At 67.2% G+C, this 15,880-nt stretch carries 21 protein-coding genes and 1 pseudogene; all 22 read left to right on the top strand.

The window, feature by feature from the left end; translation table 11 throughout:
- Positions 1-109 precede the first annotated feature (109 nt).
- A complete protein-coding gene (locus OCEPR_RS11520; protein ID WP_013449715.1) occupies positions 110-1,210 on the top strand; it encodes an AAA family ATPase in 1,101 nt (366 codons plus the stop codon).
- A 13-nt stretch (positions 1,211-1,223) separates the two neighbouring features.
- Positions 1,224-2,441, top strand: coding sequence for a vWA domain-containing protein (locus OCEPR_RS11515; protein WP_013449714.1), 1,218 nt, complete (start codon positions 1,224-1,226; stop codon positions 2,439-2,441).
- A gap of 19 nt (positions 2,442-2,460) precedes the next feature.
- A complete protein-coding gene (locus tag OCEPR_RS11510; protein ID WP_013449713.1) occupies positions 2,461-3,204 on the top strand; it encodes a hypothetical protein in 744 nt (247 codons plus the stop codon).
- Entirely contained in the window at positions 3,201-4,274 is a 1,074-nt protein-coding gene (locus tag OCEPR_RS11505) for a hypothetical protein (RefSeq protein ID WP_013449712.1), read from the top strand. The genes OCEPR_RS11510 and OCEPR_RS11505 overlap by 4 nt, the downstream gene beginning before the upstream one ends.
- Positions 4,261-4,533, top strand: coding sequence for a hypothetical protein (locus OCEPR_RS13075; RefSeq protein WP_013449711.1), 273 nt, complete (start codon positions 4,261-4,263; stop codon positions 4,531-4,533). Before OCEPR_RS11505 ends, OCEPR_RS13075 begins: the two co-directional genes overlap by 14 nt.
- 57 nt (positions 4,534-4,590) lie before the next feature.
- The gene (locus OCEPR_RS11495) at positions 4,591-4,932 is read left to right on the top strand and encodes a hypothetical protein (protein ID WP_013449710.1); all 342 of its coding nucleotides are present in this window, start codon (positions 4,591-4,593) and stop codon (positions 4,930-4,932) included.
- A gap of 12 nt (positions 4,933-4,944) precedes the next feature.
- Positions 4,945-5,460: an RlpA-like double-psi beta-barrel domain-containing protein gene (locus tag OCEPR_RS11490; protein WP_013449709.1), complete on the top strand. Its 516-nt coding sequence runs from the start codon at positions 4,945-4,947 to the stop codon at positions 5,458-5,460.
- Positions 5,461-5,484: 24 nt separating this feature from the next.
- Positions 5,485-5,712, top strand: a complete 228-nt coding sequence (locus OCEPR_RS11485; protein ID WP_013449708.1) for a hypothetical protein — start codon at positions 5,485-5,487, stop codon at positions 5,710-5,712.
- A 15-nt stretch (positions 5,713-5,727) separates the two neighbouring features.
- Complete coding sequence (locus OCEPR_RS11480) at positions 5,728-6,048, top strand: hypothetical protein (RefSeq protein WP_013449707.1); 321 nt, start codon at positions 5,728-5,730, stop codon at positions 6,046-6,048.
- Positions 6,049-6,065: 17 nt separating this feature from the next.
- A complete protein-coding gene (locus OCEPR_RS11475) occupies positions 6,066-6,443 on the top strand; it encodes a hypothetical protein (protein ID WP_013449706.1) in 378 nt (125 codons plus the stop codon).
- A 9-nt stretch (positions 6,444-6,452) separates the two neighbouring features.
- The gene (locus OCEPR_RS11470) at positions 6,453-7,343 is read left to right on the top strand and encodes a TRM11 family methyltransferase (protein ID WP_013449705.1); all 891 of its coding nucleotides are present in this window, start codon (positions 6,453-6,455) and stop codon (positions 7,341-7,343) included.
- A gap of 187 nt (positions 7,344-7,530) precedes the next feature.
- Complete coding sequence (locus OCEPR_RS11465; protein WP_013449704.1) at positions 7,531-8,037, top strand: hypothetical protein; 507 nt, start codon at positions 7,531-7,533, stop codon at positions 8,035-8,037.
- Positions 8,034-8,531, top strand: coding sequence for a hypothetical protein (locus tag OCEPR_RS11460; protein WP_013449703.1), 498 nt, complete (start codon positions 8,034-8,036; stop codon positions 8,529-8,531). The genes OCEPR_RS11465 and OCEPR_RS11460 overlap by 4 nt, the downstream gene beginning before the upstream one ends.
- Before the next feature lie 19 nt (positions 8,532-8,550).
- Positions 8,551-8,976: a hypothetical protein gene (locus OCEPR_RS11455; RefSeq protein ID WP_013449702.1), complete on the top strand. Its 426-nt coding sequence runs from the start codon at positions 8,551-8,553 to the stop codon at positions 8,974-8,976.
- Positions 8,977-9,041: 65 nt separating this feature from the next.
- A pseudogene (gene thyX / locus OCEPR_RS11450) lies at positions 9,042-9,839 on the top strand (FAD-dependent thymidylate synthase); the annotation flags it as partial.
- A 254-nt stretch (positions 9,840-10,093) separates the two neighbouring features.
- Complete coding sequence (locus OCEPR_RS11445; RefSeq protein ID WP_013449700.1) at positions 10,094-10,495, top strand: hypothetical protein; 402 nt, start codon at positions 10,094-10,096, stop codon at positions 10,493-10,495.
- Between the two features lie 63 nt (positions 10,496-10,558).
- Entirely contained in the window at positions 10,559-10,963 is a 405-nt protein-coding gene (locus tag OCEPR_RS11440) for a hypothetical protein (RefSeq protein WP_013449699.1), read from the top strand.
- Between the two features lie 26 nt (positions 10,964-10,989).
- The gene (locus tag OCEPR_RS11435) at positions 10,990-11,331 is read left to right on the top strand and encodes a hypothetical protein (protein ID WP_013449698.1); all 342 of its coding nucleotides are present in this window, start codon (positions 10,990-10,992) and stop codon (positions 11,329-11,331) included.
- Between the two features lie 4 nt (positions 11,332-11,335).
- Entirely contained in the window at positions 11,336-12,238 is a 903-nt protein-coding gene (locus OCEPR_RS11430) for a DNA adenine methylase (RefSeq protein ID WP_013449697.1), read from the top strand.
- Positions 12,235-12,546, top strand: coding sequence for a hypothetical protein (locus OCEPR_RS11425; RefSeq protein ID WP_013449696.1), 312 nt, complete (start codon positions 12,235-12,237; stop codon positions 12,544-12,546). Before OCEPR_RS11430 ends, OCEPR_RS11425 begins: the two co-directional genes overlap by 4 nt.
- Positions 12,547-12,634: 88 nt before the next feature.
- Positions 12,635-12,946, top strand: a complete 312-nt coding sequence (locus OCEPR_RS11420) for a hypothetical protein (RefSeq protein ID WP_041554934.1) — start codon at positions 12,635-12,637, stop codon at positions 12,944-12,946.
- Between the two features lie 105 nt (positions 12,947-13,051).
- A complete protein-coding gene (locus tag OCEPR_RS11415; RefSeq protein WP_013449695.1) occupies positions 13,052-15,835 on the top strand; it encodes an adenosylcobalamin-dependent ribonucleoside-diphosphate reductase in 2,784 nt (927 codons plus the stop codon).
- Positions 15,836-15,880 lie beyond the last annotated feature (45 nt).

The following is a 15,880-nucleotide window of genomic DNA, read 5'->3' as shown; positions in this document are numbered from 1 at the left end:
TCCATTACACCACGACGTGCCCCGGGTGCGCGGTCACACGACCGGCCCGGGGCGGCTTCTTGCATGCGGGCGCATCTTCGAGCGAAGCGCCGCACGGGAAAGGAGAACCATGAAACTGGAGGACTACTTGGAACTGGCCGACCGCACCGGCATCGTCCCCTTCTTCTGGGGTGACCCCGGCGTGGGGAAGACCGCCCGCATCGAGCAGTGGGCGAAGGCGAAGGGCTACCACCTCGAACGGCTGGTGCTCTCGCAGCACGACCCCACCGAGGTGGCCGGCATCTACGTCGCCACCGAGGGCGCGCGCCGCGCCGAACGCGCCGTTCCCGCCTGGCTGGCGCGGGTCCTCGAGGCCGCCAAGCAGGGTCGGCGCGCCGTCGTCTTCTTCGACGAGCTCACCACCGCCGCGCCCACGGTCCAGGACACCGCCCTGGGCATCTTCAACGAACGGGTCGTAGGGGACGTGCCGCTGCCCGAAGGGGTGATCCTCCTCGCCGCGGCCAACCCGCCGGACCGCGTCGATGGTCTGTGGGAGCTCTCCGCGGCCCTAGCCAACCGGTTCCTGCACGTCGAGGTCCGCCCCGACTTTCAGGCCTGGCGCGCCTGGGCCGAGGAACAGGGCGAAGCCCACCGCATCGTCGCGCACTTCCTGGATGCCCACCCGCAACACTTCCACGACTTCCCCACGCACGCCGGCGAACTCGCCTGGCCGAGCGCCCGCACCTGGGACAAGTTCGCCCGGGCGCTGGAGGAGGTCCTCGAGGAGCGCTTTCCCGAAGAGGGGCTTTACTCGGCCGGCAAGGGGCTCGTGGGCAAGGCCGCGGCGACGACCTTCGTGGCCTGGTACCAGGAGTACAAGGCGCAAAACGACATCCCCCCTGACCAGGTCCTTGCCGATCCGGCTGGCGCGGCCATCCCCAGCCGCAGCGACGTCCTGGCGCGCCTCGCTGAAACCCTGGTGAAGCGGGTGGCCGAAGCCCTCGAGGGGGGCCGCGACGACGCCCAGCAGCTTTACGCCCGTCTGATCGCCTACCTCCGGCGCGTGGACGCAGCCGGGCATCGGGCGGTGGCCCTTGCCACCGCGCAACAGATCACCAAGGCCGCGCTCGAGAACGAGGTTGAGGACGCCTGCGCCCGGGCTCTCGGAGACGAAGAAGTCGCTTTCCTGGAGTCGGTGAGCCAGAACGTCCTCGGGGCCAGGGCGGCCTGAGAGGAGGACCGAGATGCCCGACCCCCTCGTAGAAGAAGCGCGCTGGCGCGTGCTAGAAGCCTTGCCCTTCTTCTCTCGGCTGGTACTGCACATGCCCGTGGTGGCCACCACCAAGGTCCCCGTCCTCGCGGTGGACCAGCACGGCCGCCTCTACTACAACCCCGAGTCCTTCGCCGCCCTCGAGGAGGAAGAACGCGCCGGCGTCGTCCTCCACGAGGTCCTTCACCTGGCCTTGAGGCACTTCGACCGCGCCGCCGAGGCCGGGGTCGGACCGGGGGACGCCTACCACTGGAACCTGGCGGCGGACCTGGAGGTCAATCCCATCGCCCAGCGCACCTTCCGCCTGCCCGCGGGAGCCTACCTGCCCAGCCAAATCGGCCTTCCGCCGGAGGGCGTCGCCGAGGAATACTACGCCCTTCTGAAACGTCCCGACGCGCCCCAGGAAGCGGACGGGTCTGCCCAGGAAGAGCACGGGACGGACGAAGGCGAAGAGGGGGGCCTCCCCATGGGCCCCGGCTCTTCGAGCTCAGCCGCCGACGGCCAGGCCAGGCCCTGGGAGCTCGCCCCGGACGACCCCGAACACCCCGGGCTGCTCAACCCCCTCGTGGACGTTCTGATCGAGGAAAGCGCCCGAGAGTACCAAAACAGCTTCCAGTCGGGGTACGGTCCCTTCTCACACAAGGCGCTCGTCGCCTGGGCCGAGCGGATCCTTGCCCCGCCGCAGGTCGACTGGCGCACGCGGCTGCGCCGGTGGGTGCAGAACGAGGTCGGGCGCAGCAGCGGGGGAGCCGACGACTACACCTTCCAGCGGCTGCGCAATCGCGGCCGGCTGCTCCTGCCGCGCACCGAGGCGAGGAAGCCCCGGCTGGCCTTGGTCATCGACACTTCCGCCTCCATGGGTCAGGAGGACTTCGACCAGGTACTTGCCGAGGTGAAGGGGATCCTGCGCGCCGCAGACGACGTCCACTACTTCGCCGTGGACGCCGCGGTCACCGCCCAGGGCCGCTTGCGCAGTCTGAGGCGGCTCGAGCTTCGCGGCGGCGGCGCCACGGACATGGGGGCCGGCATCCGAGCCGCACTCGAGGCGGGTTATCGCTCGATCGTGGTGCTCACCGACGGCGGCACCGGCTGGCCTCGGGGCCCCGAGCGGGGGGAGCGGGTGATGACCGTACTTACCCAAGGAATTTACGGCCGCCCGCCCGGGTGGATCGAAACGATCGCGCTCGACTAGCGCGAAAGGAGGGCATGACATGGGCTACAGCCACAGCGTCAGGATCAAGGAAAAGCACTACCCGAAGGCCCTTGGGGCGATCCCCCTGGTGGCCCGGGACCTGCGCCGGCTCCACCGCGACCGCGTGCTGCCGCCGCTCGCTGGTCCCCTGGGCCGCGGGCGGCCGGAGTTCGGCGACGCCGAGATCGCGTTCAACGGTGTGGGTTCGCAGGCCGCCGAAACCTGCTACCTCGGCCCGACCGACCCTTTCCCGGGAGAGAGCGAGCGCTTCTACTTCACGAAGACGGGCCGGGAACCTTACGACCTGGCCGTCATGGCCGCCTACGCCCTTTGGTGGTGGCACTCGGGCAAGTCGATCGAGGTAGGCAGCGACGGCGAGCTTGCGGATTGGGAGCCGGCGCTGGAGATGCTCGAGATCGAGTTCGGCTACGTGATCCCGGTGCGGGAGCTCTTCGACGTGAGCTACGCCTGGCTGCGCTTCCCCCGCGGCTTCGAGGTCGTGCTCGAGCTGAGGCATGAGTCCGAACGAATCGAGCAGGCAACCCTCGAATGGGCGAAGAGCACCCTCGAGTACCTGGCCAAAGACAGCCGCAGCGAGGCCGGCGAGCGGCTCGACGCCGACGTGTTCGCAGCGCTGCGGCGCGAACGCTTCGACCGAGCGGCGTTGCTGTTGCATACAAGGAGGCCGATTCCGGGGTTCGGGCGCCGGCGCTTCGGTTCGATCCTCTTCCCGGACGACCTGAGCCAGCGGGAGGCAGCATGAGCAACGCCGAAGTCCTGGCCCAGCTGGGGTTCTCCGCTTCTACGGAGAACCCCTTCTACCTGACCTTCGACCCAAGCCGACCGGAGCCGTCTGAGCAGCTCTTCGCCATAGCCGACCGCGCGGCGCTGGCGGAACCCTACCGGGCTTACCGGGAAGCGGTGCGGGAAGCCCTCGAGGAGGTCGAACGCCCACCGCAACGCCTGGGCCTGAGCTTCAACAAAAAGGCCCTTGGGCATTTGGCGCAACTCCTCACCCGGCTTCCTGAAGAGGATTCGCTGAAGGAGCTCGGCCGCTTCCTGCTCCGCTGGTCGGAGGAGGGCTTCGACGCCTTTCCCGACGAAACCCTCGAGCACGACTACGGACGGTCGCTCAACGACAGCGCCAGCCTGTGGTTCGACGACCTCATGGGGGAACTCAAGCGGCAGGGCTTCGAATTGACGGAGTACAGCGTGGAGCCGTTCGGCTACCGCAACTACCTCAAGGGGCGCGTCAGCGGCACCTTCAGCAAGCGGGCCCTCGCGGAAATCGAAGAGGTGCTTCCGGATCCGGTCGCCGCGGCCGCCTCAGAGCTCTACTACGAGGCCGCCCGCTACGCCGCCGCGAAAGGCCTGCTCGAGGAGGCCTACGAGCCGAGCGTGACCCGGGACCTGATGGGGCTCCTCAAGAAAGCCGGGCATGCGAGGTACCGAACCTTGCTCCTCTTCCTCGTGACCGGGGACCTCGACGGCTTCGCGGATGCCACCGGGGAACTCAACGCTGCCGATCTGGCCGAAGCAATCGACGCGGACTGGCTGGAGAAAGCCGAAGCCGCGTTCCACGTCGAGTTCAACGACCGCGATGGGGACGACCCTTTGCGGGATGTGGCAGACAGCCTGCAACGAGCTCTGCGCGACTGGTACGAACGAGAGCTCGAGGGGTCGTTCGCAGACCGCCTCGACTGGCTGGCCCGGGCCATCGAACACGCCCTCGCCAAAGCGCAGCCCGTACAAGACCCCACCCTCGAGCAGATGAAGGCTCGGCTACGGGGGTTCGGGATCCTCGAGGAGGAAAGCGAAGATGCCGCGGCCTGACGACGCCTCCACTTCCATGCTCGAGCGCTTCAGCGAGACCGAATGCGAGCGGGAAACCCTCGGGGCGTTCCTCGAGTGGTTGCGCGAGCGGGGTATCCAGCTCGCGGTCTGGCGCAACGACGAGCACCTCCACCCCGCCCACCGGCCGCACTCGGAGCTCGTCGCCGAGTTCCTGGGCATCGACCTGGACCAGCTCGAGCAGGAGCGACGCGCGTTGCTCGAGAGGCTTGTGAGCGGTGGGGCGGATTCTCGAGGATAGAACCGAGCACCATCCCCATCCACCAATCCCACACCCCCAAGACGCACAGGAGGAGCCATGGAGCAGTTCAGCGGCGCCGTCCTCAAGAAGGAGGGCGCAGGAACGCATCGAATCGTGGCCGCCCGCCGCGACTACTCCGCCAACAACCCCGACCACGCCCGCATCTTGCTCGAAGCCGAGATTCCCGGAAGGCCCACGGTAGTTCTCACCGTCGCGCTGACCCCGGCCCGGCTGACCCAGGAGGTCTACGAAGACCTCCAGAATGCGGTGCTCGAGCGACTCGCCGAAGCGGGCCTCACGGAGATCGAACCCGAACGCCTGGCGTTGACCGTGGCCAACGTACGCAAAGGAGACGCTTACGAAAGCTACCTGCTGGCCGTCGCGCCCGTAGAGCGCTAAGGGAGAATGCCCATGAAGAAACACTTGCTGTCGTTTTCCCTGGGTGTCCTGGTCTTCTTGCTGCTTGCTTGGAGCCGGCCACCCGAGATCGAAACCGTCGTCGTCGAACGCCCCGTTCCCGTACCGGTCGTCACCCCGACGGGCCTGCCCGAGCGCGCGCTCGTCCTCGAGCTCACCTTGACCGCCTACTCGAGCACCCCCGACCAAACCGACAGCACCCCCTTCGTCACCGCGTCGGGCCAGCGGGTGCGCGACGGCATCGTCGCCGTGAGCCGCGACCTCGAGCAGCAGGGGCTGCGTTTCGGGAGCAAGGTCGTCGTCACCCGCGTCACCGGGCCCGGCTGCGGCCCCGAGGCCCAGGCGCTCGTGGGGCGGGTCCTCGAGGTGCAGGATCGGATGCACCCGCGCAAGCGACAGCAGGTCGACGTCTGGCGACCGAGCAGGGAAGAGGCCCTGGCCATCGGCCGCTGCACCGCCGAGGTCGTGGCCTTCGCTCCATCCGCAGGGGTGGCCCGGGCCACGCGCTGACCCGGCCAGCAAAGGAGGGCATCCATGAACCCGAGCAGGTTTTGGCTCGATCTGTTTTCGCGTCTCCGCACGCGGCTCTTCGGGGCCCGCGACGACGGCCCCTCCCTCGAGGCGGGGCCGGCCGACGCCTACGACTCCGGGGAAGACTTCCCCGAAGAAATCGAGTGGTACCCGATCGAGGGCGCCCCCTGGGAGGAGGCTTGCGACGGGGCGCAGAGTGCGTTCGGGGAGTGCGACGACTTCTTTGACTAGACCCAAGGAGGAACCATGGCGAAACACGCGTACGTAGGGGTGTTCGTGGCCGTCGACGCCCCCGAGCTCTTCAAGGACCCTGACTTCCGCGTCTGGCTCGAGAAGGAGCCCCGGGCTCGCTGGAGCGAGGAATCGGCCTGCTGCGACAGCCTCTTCACCCATGTTCTCTACGACTACGACCACGAAACCGGGGAGCACAACCTCGAAGGCAGCGACGTCGCTACGAACCTCGAGGGCGTGCCCCAGAAAGCCGTCGACGTCATCGTCGAGGCCCTAAGGGACGCCGGCTTCGACCACTTCGAGGGGCTCGTGTGGTTGCGAGGAAGCGACGAGTGAGCGAAAGGAGAAATGCCATGAAAAACGAAGTGGAACAGGAAAGGCAGGAGTTCATGGATTTCGTTCGGAGCTACGTTCCGGACGCGGTGCGCGCGCGCATCCGCTACGAGTACGAGATCCTGGACTACGGCGAAGCGCTCTACCCCGACTACTCCCTCGAGGCCATCGAGGTCGAGCGCCGGGATGGGACGACGGTGAGGCTCGACCGGGTGATCGACGAGCGGGCCGAAAACGAGCCCGGCTTCGTCGACGGGCTCACGGACCCCTGGAGTGAGGCGATCGCGACCGAAGACGACACCCTCGTACACGAGCTCCTTAAACCCCTGGTCCTGGCCAGCCACGACCCCTACCTCAAACGGGGCGTGCTGAAGTTCAACCTTGGCGAAGCTGCCTAGGGAGGAACCTTGGAAACGAGCATCAGCAGCCACCCCGAACGCGGGCCCTGGGGCAACCCCCGCTGGCGCGGCAACGCCAGCGGCTACTTTTACAAGGACCTCTTCGAGGCCCTGGGGCCTAAGACCTTCGTCGACCCCATGGTGGGCAGCGGCACCAGCGTCGAGGTCGCCCGCGAGATGGGCATCGAAGCCGTGGGCCTGGACCTGCACAGCGGCTTCAACATCCTGCGCGACAGCATCCTCGAGATCGTCGGCCGGCCCGCCGACCTGGTCTTCAGCCACCCGCCCTACCACGACATGATCGTTTACTCGGGCGAGGTCTGGGGCGACGAGCCCCACCCCGACGACCTCTCGCGCGCCGGCAGCGTCGAGGAGTTTGCAGACAAGCTGCACCAGGCCGTGCTCAACCAGCGCACCGCGACCAAGCCCGGCGGCCACTACGGCGTGCTCATCGGCGACCTGCGGCGGCAAGGACGTTACTACAGCTTCCAGGCGGAGCTCATCGCCCGCCTACCCACCGACGAGCTCGCCGCCGTGCTGGTGAAGGTCCAGCACAACGTCAGCTCCAACGCGCGCAATTACCGGCTCCGCTACCCGCGCATCATGCACGAGTACGCCCTACTGTGGCGCAAGCAGGACCGCAGCACCTATCAGGTCATCGGGGCGATGGCCTTCCCCCAGAAGCGCCGCCTCGAGGGAACCTGGCGGGCGCTCGTGCGCCAGGCCATGGTCGAACACGGCGGAGAGGCCGCGCTGGCGGACCTCTACCGGACCCTGGAGGAGGGGGCGCCGGAAAGGGTGCGCAACAATCCCCATTGGAAGGCCAAGGTTCGCCAGGTGCTTCAGCGCCACGGCGACTTCCGCCCGCTAGCGCGGGGGGTATGGGCGCTGGCCGCGTGAGGTCGGCGGGGCAGACGAACAAGCAAGAAAGTCAGCCTGCTTGGCTGGATAGGCATCCCGCCTGCGTTTGCGAGCTCTCGGCTCACAAACGAGACGGGCCAGCATGATCGCTTGCTGGCCCGTCTGAACCTCCTTCCGCCCTGATGGCAAGTACGCAAGCCCCCAACGGTCCAGAAAGGAGACGGACATGCAAGAAGAACTGCTGGCTTTGCCGGCCACTCTGACGACTTCGGACGGCCCCGAAGACTACTGGTTGCTCGTCCACCCGGATGCCGACCTGGCTCAAGCATTCGCTAAAGCTCGGACACTCGAAAATTGCTTGCGCGAACAGGAGCTTGTCCGCGCCGTCTTTCTCCCCAACCACGTGGCCCCTGCAACCGGGCTCCTCTGGGGTGAGGAACCCCTCACCCAGGCCATCGGTGCAGAGCACTTGACGGAAGCCATCCTCACCGCACTCGAAAAACAAAAGCCCTTTGCCATCCCCACGAGAGAGCTTCCCGACCCCGGCAACACGTTCGAGGTACTCCGCACCGAGCACGCCCTTTGGCTCGACGTCAGCCCACAGCACCCGGAGGGCGTCAACATCGAGTTCTACGGATATCCGAAGTACGGGAGCGGCCGCTTCTATGCCGAAGTCCCGAACGAGGTCGTGGAAGAAATTCTGGCCCGGTTCCCCACGGAGGAGGCCCGATGAAAACCTGGCGTATTCCGGTCACCACCTACTACCAGCTCGCGATCGAAGAAGCGGTCGTGGTCACCGCGGACAGCTTAGAGGGGGCCCTGAAGGAAGCCGAGAAAGCTGTAGATCGGCTGCCGCGCCCCGAAGAGCTCCCGGCAGGTGCGCAGTTCGTCGAAAGCCTCCCTCATCCGGAAGAGGCCGAGCCGCTCGAGGAACTTCGCACATCGAGCTTCGACGAGCTTCCCAAGTCGGTCGTCGGCAGTAGCGTCCAGACCGTGCACTTCTTCGTGGGCAAATGGACCGCGCTTCTCTCCCAACCCGGAGGCCTTCCCTGGGCGCTCAGCCAAATGGAGTGCGGTGGGGACGGGGTCTACCGCTTCCAGGACGGCCCCTTGCAGAACGTTGCAATCGAGCTCGACCTCGAGGGCCGCGTCCTGGCCGTTTCCGTACGGGGGTACCGCACCGCCGTCCCCCTTGCTTCACCGGACCTCGAAGGAGCGACCCGTTAGCCGCACCAAAGGAGGAAGCATGGAACACCACTTTCTGGCCATCCGAGTGGCCCACGAAATCGACGAACAGGCAAGCGAGGTCGGCGTGGTCCTCGCCGGTCCGTCCTTCGCCCAGGAACTCGGCTCGCTGGCCAGCTACGCCAGCGAGCTCGCGGAATGGGGCTTCGTCGAAGCCGCGTCCCGCAACCTGGTCCACTGCCTAGACGGAGCAGCCCTGTACCCCCTCGACACCGCCGAGTGGGCGAAGCCCCTGATGGAGGAAGAGCGCGACGTCGCGCTCGTTCCTTCTACGGAAGACCTGCCCCTTGCCGTCGGGAAGGTGGACGCCTTTCACGTCGTCGTCCAGCAAACCGGCGACGTGGTTCTGGAAGTCCACGAAAGCGAGAGCGGCGCCGTCTACCGCTCCGAGCCGCTGGATCCTCGCGAGCTACCGTTAAACGGGTAGCGAGGAGGAGTGGTCGCGCACCCATGGCAGGCGGCGGCCGCCCTATCCTGAACCCAGGAGGCCTCATGACCAAGACGATACCCGTGCTCGACAAGGGCTTCGTGCGCCTGGTGGACGCGATGGGCGACGACCGACGCATCGTCCAGGCGGCGCGCGTGAGCTACGGCGAAGGCACCAAGACCGTGCGCGAGGACGCGGCCCTGATCGACTACCTGATGCGCCACCGGCACACCAGCCCCTTCGAGATGGTGGAGTTCACCTTTCACGTCAAGGCGCCCATCTTCGTCACCCGGCAGTGGTTCCGCCACCGCACCGCCAGCGTCAACGAGATCTCGGCGCGGTATTCGGTACTGAAAGACGAGTTCTACGAGCCCGAGCCCGGCGAGCTGCGGGCGCAAAGCGAGCTGAATAAACAGGTGGGTGAAGGCGAGCTGCCGGCGGAAGCGGCCGAAAAAGCCGCCCGGCTGCTGGCCGAATCCGAGCGCGAAGCCTATGCCCACTATCAGAAACTGCTCGAGCTTGGGGTGGCGCGCGAACAGGCCCGCAGCGTCCTGCCCGTGGGCATCTACACCGAGTTCTACTGGAAGCAAGACCTGCACAACCTGCTGCACTTTCTCAAGCTGCGGCTCGACCATCACGCCCAGGCCGAGATACGCGCGTACGCCCGCGCGGTGGCCGAGTTCGTGAAGGCGCGGGTACCGCTGGTGTGGCGCTCGTTCGAAGAGCACGTGCTGTACGCGCGCACGCTGAGCGCGAGCGAGATCGCCACGCTGCGCAGGCAGATCGACCCCTACGCTTACGAAGCCGCTCTCAAGAAAGCCGACCTTTCGAACAGCCGAGCGCGGGAAGCGCTGGAAAAGCTGGGCTACGTCCGGACTACGTGCTCGGAGTGCCGCGGCGAAGGGGTCGTCGCCGACCGTTGGGGCTTCTGGGAAGCCGCAGCAACTCGCGGCATAGGCGAAGAGGAATACGCCCGCCTGCGGGAACTCGCCAGCGAACTGGGGATCGCCGACGACCAGTACCCCGACCGCGACCCCTCCTGGTTGCCCCCGGAGGAGGAGACCTGCCCGGTGTGCGACGGGCAGGGCTACCGCTACCTCGAAAGCGCGGTAGGGTCATGAAGCCTTCCAGGCGACCGGATCCCCGCTGTCCTCGAGCCGTCCTTGTTTGGCAGTACCTCGAAGCCATCTTCCTGGTCGCCGCGCTTGCGGCCGCCGTCTTCTCGCTCCCCTTCGTGCCCGGCGACCTGGCCACGTCCCTGCGGCTTACCCTGGCCTATACCGTAGCGCTAACCTGGGCCGGCTCCCTCTTCGCCCAGCCTCTTCCGGTCATCTCTCTGCCTCGGTTCCGCCCCACCTGGCCCGGAGAACCGACGGCCGTTCCCGCCGTCGTTGCCCTGGTCGCTGCTCAGGTCGGCTGGCCGCCTGAAGTGTTGGTGATCAGCTACGCGCTGGGCTACGTCTACCTGCGCACCATCGGACGGTGGCAGCTAAGGCTCTGGTTCGGCTGCTCGCCCTGAGCGAGCCAAAGTTTCCTGGCGACCCGGCGGAGCAACCGCCGGGTCTTTTCGTGGAGGTACAAAGTGCATGCGAAACACGCCCCCACCCTGCCCCCCGTCGTACTTCTCTACAAGGACACGGTCGAAGCGGAACACCCCGGGGTCGGCGATCCCATCGAAATCGCCCTCGACGAGCTCAACACGCTTCCCAGCTTCTACGCCATCGGCGTGGACAACGAGACCATCCTCGGCTCGTTCGAAACCCTGGAGGAGGCCCTCGAGGCCGCAAAGCGCGCCCTCGCCGAAGGCGATCACTGGCGCATCGACCTCGAGCTGCAAGACCGCGAGCTCAACCCCCTGCATACCGACTCCGGAGAAACCGCGATCTACGTCCTCTACAGCGAGCCGGTAGAGGACGAAGAAGAAGACGTCCCCGAGGAGATCGAGTGGTACCCGATCGAAGGCGCCCCCTGGGAAGACTTGGGCTGACCGCCCGCAAGCGAAAGGAGGTTCGCATGTACCACCTGTGGCACGTTCCCGACCTCGAGGTTGCGGCCCGGCGGCTGAACGACGCCGGAAGCCACCCCGGCGGCGGCGTCCTCGTGCCCGCCCGGGGCAAGACGTTCGCGATCATCAACGAGGGGAGCTACCTCCCCGGGATGAAGCGCACCTGGGTCGTTGCCGAGCGCCTCGGGCCTGGTTCGTTCCGCCCCCGGTCGTCGTTCGAAACGCGCCCGCGCACCCGCATCACCGCGGAATACCTCGCACGGCAGATCCAGCGCGTGGAGTGGCCCGACGCCCCTCCGGTCCAGGTCGAAGCCGAAGAATACCGCGGCCAACGCTGGCAAGCCGCCTGAATCCATGACGCCCAGCACTGCACGCGTCAAGAGCCCCCTGCGCTGGGCCGGGGGCAAGGGCCGCGTTGCCGGCCTGATCGTTCGGGCGCTTCCCTCCCACCACACCTACGTCGAACCCTTCGGAGGGGCCGCTTCGGTGCTGCTGGCCAAACCTAGGAGCTCCGTCGAGGTCTACAACGACCTCGACGGCGAGCTGGTCAACTTTTTCCAGGTCGTTCGCGACGAACCCGAGGCCTTCGTGCGGGCCTTCCGCTGGGCCCTGGTCGCGCGGAGCGAGTACGAGCGCCTGGCCGCGCTCGACCCGGCCGAGCTCTCGCCGGTCGAGCGCGCCTACCGGTTCTTCTACCTGGTCATGGGCGGGTGGGGCGCGGAGGCGGGCCGGCCGCGTTTCCAGACCGCCGTGAACGACAAGGGTGGGGGCAACCGCTTGATCGGGGCCTTGGCGAGCCTCGAAGAGCGCATCGCGCCGGTGCACCGAAGGCTCCAGGGCGTCCTCATCGAAGCCCTGCCCTGGCAGGAGGTCCTCGAGCGCTACGACGGCCCCGACACGGTTTTCTACGTCGACCCGCCGTACCCGGGCCACCAGGTGCGCTACGGCGTCGGGATGCGGGGGATCGAGGGCCACCGAGAGTTGTGGCGGACGCTCGTGAACCTCGAGGGGAGATGGCTGCTCTCGACCTACGACGACCCCGAGCTGCGCGAGGAAATGGGTAGAATCCTTGGTGATGGCGTGCGCTACTACCCGCTGAACGTGCCCTGGGGCTTGCGCACCCAAAGCTCCGGGCAGGGCCTGGAGCTCCTGGTCGCCAACTACCCGCTGCCGGAGGCCTTTCTGAGGGCGAATCCCCGAACCGCCGCCAAGGCCTCGCCGCTCTTCGATCCACCCGCCTGCACGAAGGCATCATGAACTACGAACTTCTGGACTACACCACCTTCATCGAACGCCCCGACCGGAAGATCAGTCGCGAAATCGACTTCGGCGTGCACTGGCGCATGCTCGATGACCGTTCTCCTTCCCCCTGGCGCGTGTCCTGGATCGAGCGCACCGGGGAGCTCTACGCCGTGGAGGTCGCGCCACTCGGCCATCGGCGCGCGATCCTACTCGGTCAGTACGCCGAGCGCGACGAGGTCGAGGCCCTGCTCGATGGCTGGGCGGAACGGCCCATGCGTATTGGCCCCATGATCAACCCGCACTACATCTCACCGGTGTCGTGACCACCCGCCCTCGAGAAGCGGGCGCCTGCGTAACCTACGCGCGGGTGACGGCGACCCGCCCCGAACCCCCGAGAAAGGAAAGCGAACCGTGGCCGAGAAGAAGCGAAGCGAACTCGAAGACCTTCTCGCCTCGCAAGCCAAGATCAAGGTACGTCGGGCTCGGGACGTCCTGGACCGGGCTCGCAGGGGCAACCTCGGCTCCATCCAACCCCTCTGTGAGAGCCTGAGGGACCTCCAGCACGCCTTGGACCTCCTGACCGGAAACAAAGATTCGAGCGACCTGCGCCACGAGGCACGCGAGCTACTCGCTCGCCTCGAGCAACTCGTTGCGGCGCTCGCGCGGCATGTGGCCACCGAGTCCGCTCGCCTGGACGAAGGCAGGCCGCCCTCTCGGACCTAGCCCGCGCGTTCCGGCAGCAAACTGCGAAATCCGCCCAATCCCCGCACCACCACCGCTAGCCTCGGGGATGAGTCCACGGCGTCTCATCGCCCGTAAGGAGGAAGTATGCCTACACCCTTCGACGAACACGCCCAAGCGATCGTCCGACGGCAGTATGCCCAACCCGGCGAAGACTCGGTCGAGGACGTCCTCAGGCGGGTCGCGCGGGAGATCGCCCGCCCCGAAGGCCCGGAACGAGAAGTGTGGGAGGAGCGCTTCTACGAGCTGATGGCCGAGAAGCGCTTCCTGCCCGGAGGGCGGATCCTCGCGGGGGCCGGGACCGGTCACGGCAACCTGCTCAACTGCCACGTCCAGGGAGCGCTCGAGCACCCCGAGGGCTCCCTCGAGGGCGTCATGGAGATCGCCCGCAAGCTCGCCCTGGTCACCAAGGTCGGGGGCGGCAACGGCGTCAACCTGGACGCGCTGCCGCCCGCGCGCCGTGGGGTACAGGTCATCTTCCCGGACCCCGTTGCGTTCATGCGGGCGGATCATCCCGACGTGCGGAGCTTCATCCGCGGCGACTACCCGCCCACCGACCCGGCCCGCCCCGACCGCGGGGTCTTCGCCGGTCGCATCTTCCTGCGGGCCGTCTACGGCGAGCTCTCGGACGAGCTGCGCGCCCTCGCCAGGGAGCAGGGCGTGATCGTCCGGGAAGCGTTGCCGCAAGGTGCGATCGAGGTGCCGGACGACATGGGGGGCATCATCGACGCCGCCACCGAAGCGGTGCGTCGCGCCCTCGCCGGCGAGCAGGTCTACGTCGACTTCTCGGCGCTTCGCCCCGAAGGAGCGCCGGTCAAGCGTTCGGGCGGTACAGCCAGCGGCCCCGTGAGCTTCCTCAGCGAGATCTTCGACCACTTCCTCTACTGGGCGCGCCTCGGCGGGGTCGAGTCGGGTCCGGTGGCCACCCTTCGCTACGTCTACGCGCCGATCCTTCGGGTCGTGCGCCAGGGCGGCACACGCCGCGGCGCGGGGATGGCCACCCTCTCGTGGCAGCACCCCGACGTGCTCGACTTCCTCACCGCCAAGGACCTGGACCGCGAGGAAGCCGAAGGCGACATCGCCACCTTCAACATCAGCGTGCTCGCCGACAACGAACTCTTCGACGGCCCCGCGGTGGACTCCGGCTACCTCCACCCGGTCCCCGGGAAGTACGATTCGCTCCCCACCCTTTCCGACGTCCGTCCGTGGATCCTCGAGCAGATCGCCGAGCACGCCTGGGCTACCGGGGAACCCGGCCTGATCTTCATCGACCGGATCAACGAGAAGTCCCCGCTGAAGGTGCTGGATGAGCGCTGGCGCATCACGGCGACCAACCCTTGCGGTGAAATCCCCCTTGCCAAGGGCGAGGCGTGCGATCTGGGGGCCATGATCCTGCCCAGCTACGTGAAGGACGGCGCCTTCGACGAAGCGGCCTTCCGCCGCGACGTGCGTCTGGCCGTGCGGTTCCTCGACAACGTCCTGGACGTCACGCGCTATGCGGTGAAGGACAACGAGGAAACCCAGGCGCTCACGCGTCGTCTGGGCCTCGGGGTCATGGGCCTGGCCGACATGCTCATCCTCATGGGGTACCGTTACGACGACCCCGAAGCGCGCGAGGTCGTGGAACACGTCGTCGGCATCCTCAGGGACGAGGCCCTCGCCGAAAGCGAGCGCCTGGCCGAAGAGCGTGGCGTCTTCCCCCTCTACGCGCAGCACCAGAAGGAGTTCGAGGCCCTGGGGATCCGTCCGCGGCGCAACCTGGCCCTCCTCACCGTCGCCCCGACCGGCACCGTGAGCATGGTTGCGGGCGTCTCGAGCGGCATCGAGCCCATCTTCGCCGCCTTCGTCTGGCGGCGCATCGGAGAGCAGTACGTCCCCCTCGTCCACCCGCTGTTCGCGCGCCTCCTCGAGGGGTTCGAACCCCCCGAGGGGTACCGCACCCCCGAAGGACGTTGGAACATGGAGTCGGTTCTGGCGGCTCTCCAGGAGCATCACGGTTCGCCGCAGCAACTCGACTTCTTGCCGCAAGCGATCCGTGACGTCTTCGTCACCGCCCACGATGTGGCCCCGGAAGACCACGTCGCCATGCAGGCCGCCGTCCAACGCGCTTTCGACGCCAGCGAGCAGCTCGTCGGCAACGCGATCTCCAAGACGACCAACCTTCCGAACGAGGCGACCGTCGAAGACGTCCTTACCGTCTACCGCACGGCCTGGAAGCTCGGCGCCAAGGGGATCACGGTCTACCGCGACGGCAGCCGCGATTTGCAAGTGCTCGCCACCTCCAAGCAAGACGACGACGCACCCAAGGAGCCCGAGCTGCCGGCGGAGGAGCCCACCGTACCCGTATACGAACGCCCGAGCCGCCTGATCGGCCACACCGACATGGTGAAGCTCACCAACGGCGACGGCCGCCCCCACAGTTACTTGGTGACCGTCAACTACTTCGAGGGCAACCCCATCGAGGTCATCATCACCACCGGCAAGGCCGGAGACGAGACCAACGCCGACAGCGAGGCCCTGGGCCGGGTGGTGAGCATCGCCCTTCAGTACGGGGTGCCGCCCGAGGCGATCATCAAGACGCTCCGGGGCATCAACGGAGGTCTCTACGGGAGCTACGCCAAGCGCTTCGTGACGAGCAAGGCCGATCTCATAGCGGTGGCGCTGGAGCTCGCCACGAAGGAAAGGGCAAAGGAGCCTGCCGCAGAACCCAAGAAGACCGTCGCCCCCGAGCCGGCCCCTGCCCCTGCGGTGGTTCTCGCTGGCGGAGCAGCCGCGGAGTCTGGTCACGCCTGTCCCGAATGCGGCGAGCCCATGGTGCGCAGTGAAGGGTGCTGGACCTGCCACGCCTGCGGCTACTCTAAGTGTGGATAGCAAGGCTCGGAGCGTAGGGGTGTGCTATCCTGATACTTAGGAGGT

This window comes from Oceanithermus profundus DSM 14977 (assembly GCF_000183745.1).
Classification (GTDB): Bacteria; Deinococcota; Deinococci; order Deinococcales; family Marinithermaceae; genus Oceanithermus; species Oceanithermus profundus.
Note: the sequence above shows the minus strand (reverse complement) of the source record. Positions and strands in the feature narration are given on the sequence as shown.

Excerpts from the sequence above, each read along its gene's own strand:
- OCEPR_RS11455 (WP_013449702.1), top strand. The coding sequence starts at position 8,551 with ATGGAACACCACTTTCTGGCCATCCGAGTGGCCCACGAAATCGACGAA.
- OCEPR_RS11415 (WP_013449695.1), top strand. The coding sequence starts at position 13,052 with ATGCCTACACCCTTCGACGAACACGCCCAAGCGATCGTCCGACGGCAG.
- OCEPR_RS11490 (WP_013449709.1), top strand. The coding sequence starts at position 4,945 with ATGAAGAAACACTTGCTGTCGTTTTCCCTGGGTGTCCTGGTCTTCTTG.
- OCEPR_RS11510 (WP_013449713.1), top strand. The coding sequence starts at position 2,461 with ATGGGCTACAGCCACAGCGTCAGGATCAAGGAAAAGCACTACCCGAAG.
- OCEPR_RS11425 (WP_013449696.1), top strand. The coding sequence starts at position 12,235 with ATGAACTACGAACTTCTGGACTACACCACCTTCATCGAACGCCCCGAC.
- OCEPR_RS11460 (WP_013449703.1), top strand. The coding sequence starts at position 8,034 with ATGAAAACCTGGCGTATTCCGGTCACCACCTACTACCAGCTCGCGATC.
- OCEPR_RS11465 (WP_013449704.1), top strand. The coding sequence starts at position 7,531 with ATGCAAGAAGAACTGCTGGCTTTGCCGGCCACTCTGACGACTTCGGAC.
- OCEPR_RS11515 (WP_013449714.1), top strand. The coding sequence starts at position 1,224 with ATGCCCGACCCCCTCGTAGAAGAAGCGCGCTGGCGCGTGCTAGAAGCC.
- OCEPR_RS11430 (WP_013449697.1), top strand. The coding sequence starts at position 11,336 with ATGACGCCCAGCACTGCACGCGTCAAGAGCCCCCTGCGCTGGGCCGGG.
- OCEPR_RS11475 (WP_013449706.1), top strand. The coding sequence starts at position 6,066 with ATGAAAAACGAAGTGGAACAGGAAAGGCAGGAGTTCATGGATTTCGTT.
- OCEPR_RS11520 (WP_013449715.1), top strand. The coding sequence starts at position 110 with ATGAAACTGGAGGACTACTTGGAACTGGCCGACCGCACCGGCATCGTC.
- OCEPR_RS11505 (WP_013449712.1), top strand. The coding sequence starts at position 3,201 with ATGAGCAACGCCGAAGTCCTGGCCCAGCTGGGGTTCTCCGCTTCTACG.
- OCEPR_RS11445 (WP_013449700.1), top strand. The coding sequence starts at position 10,094 with ATGAAGCCTTCCAGGCGACCGGATCCCCGCTGTCCTCGAGCCGTCCTT.
- OCEPR_RS13075 (WP_013449711.1), top strand. The coding sequence starts at position 4,261 with ATGCCGCGGCCTGACGACGCCTCCACTTCCATGCTCGAGCGCTTCAGC.
- OCEPR_RS11480 (WP_013449707.1), top strand. The coding sequence starts at position 5,728 with ATGGCGAAACACGCGTACGTAGGGGTGTTCGTGGCCGTCGACGCCCCC.
- OCEPR_RS11485 (WP_013449708.1), top strand. The coding sequence starts at position 5,485 with ATGAACCCGAGCAGGTTTTGGCTCGATCTGTTTTCGCGTCTCCGCACG.
- OCEPR_RS11435 (WP_013449698.1), top strand. The coding sequence starts at position 10,990 with ATGTACCACCTGTGGCACGTTCCCGACCTCGAGGTTGCGGCCCGGCGG.
- OCEPR_RS11495 (WP_013449710.1), top strand. The coding sequence starts at position 4,591 with ATGGAGCAGTTCAGCGGCGCCGTCCTCAAGAAGGAGGGCGCAGGAACG.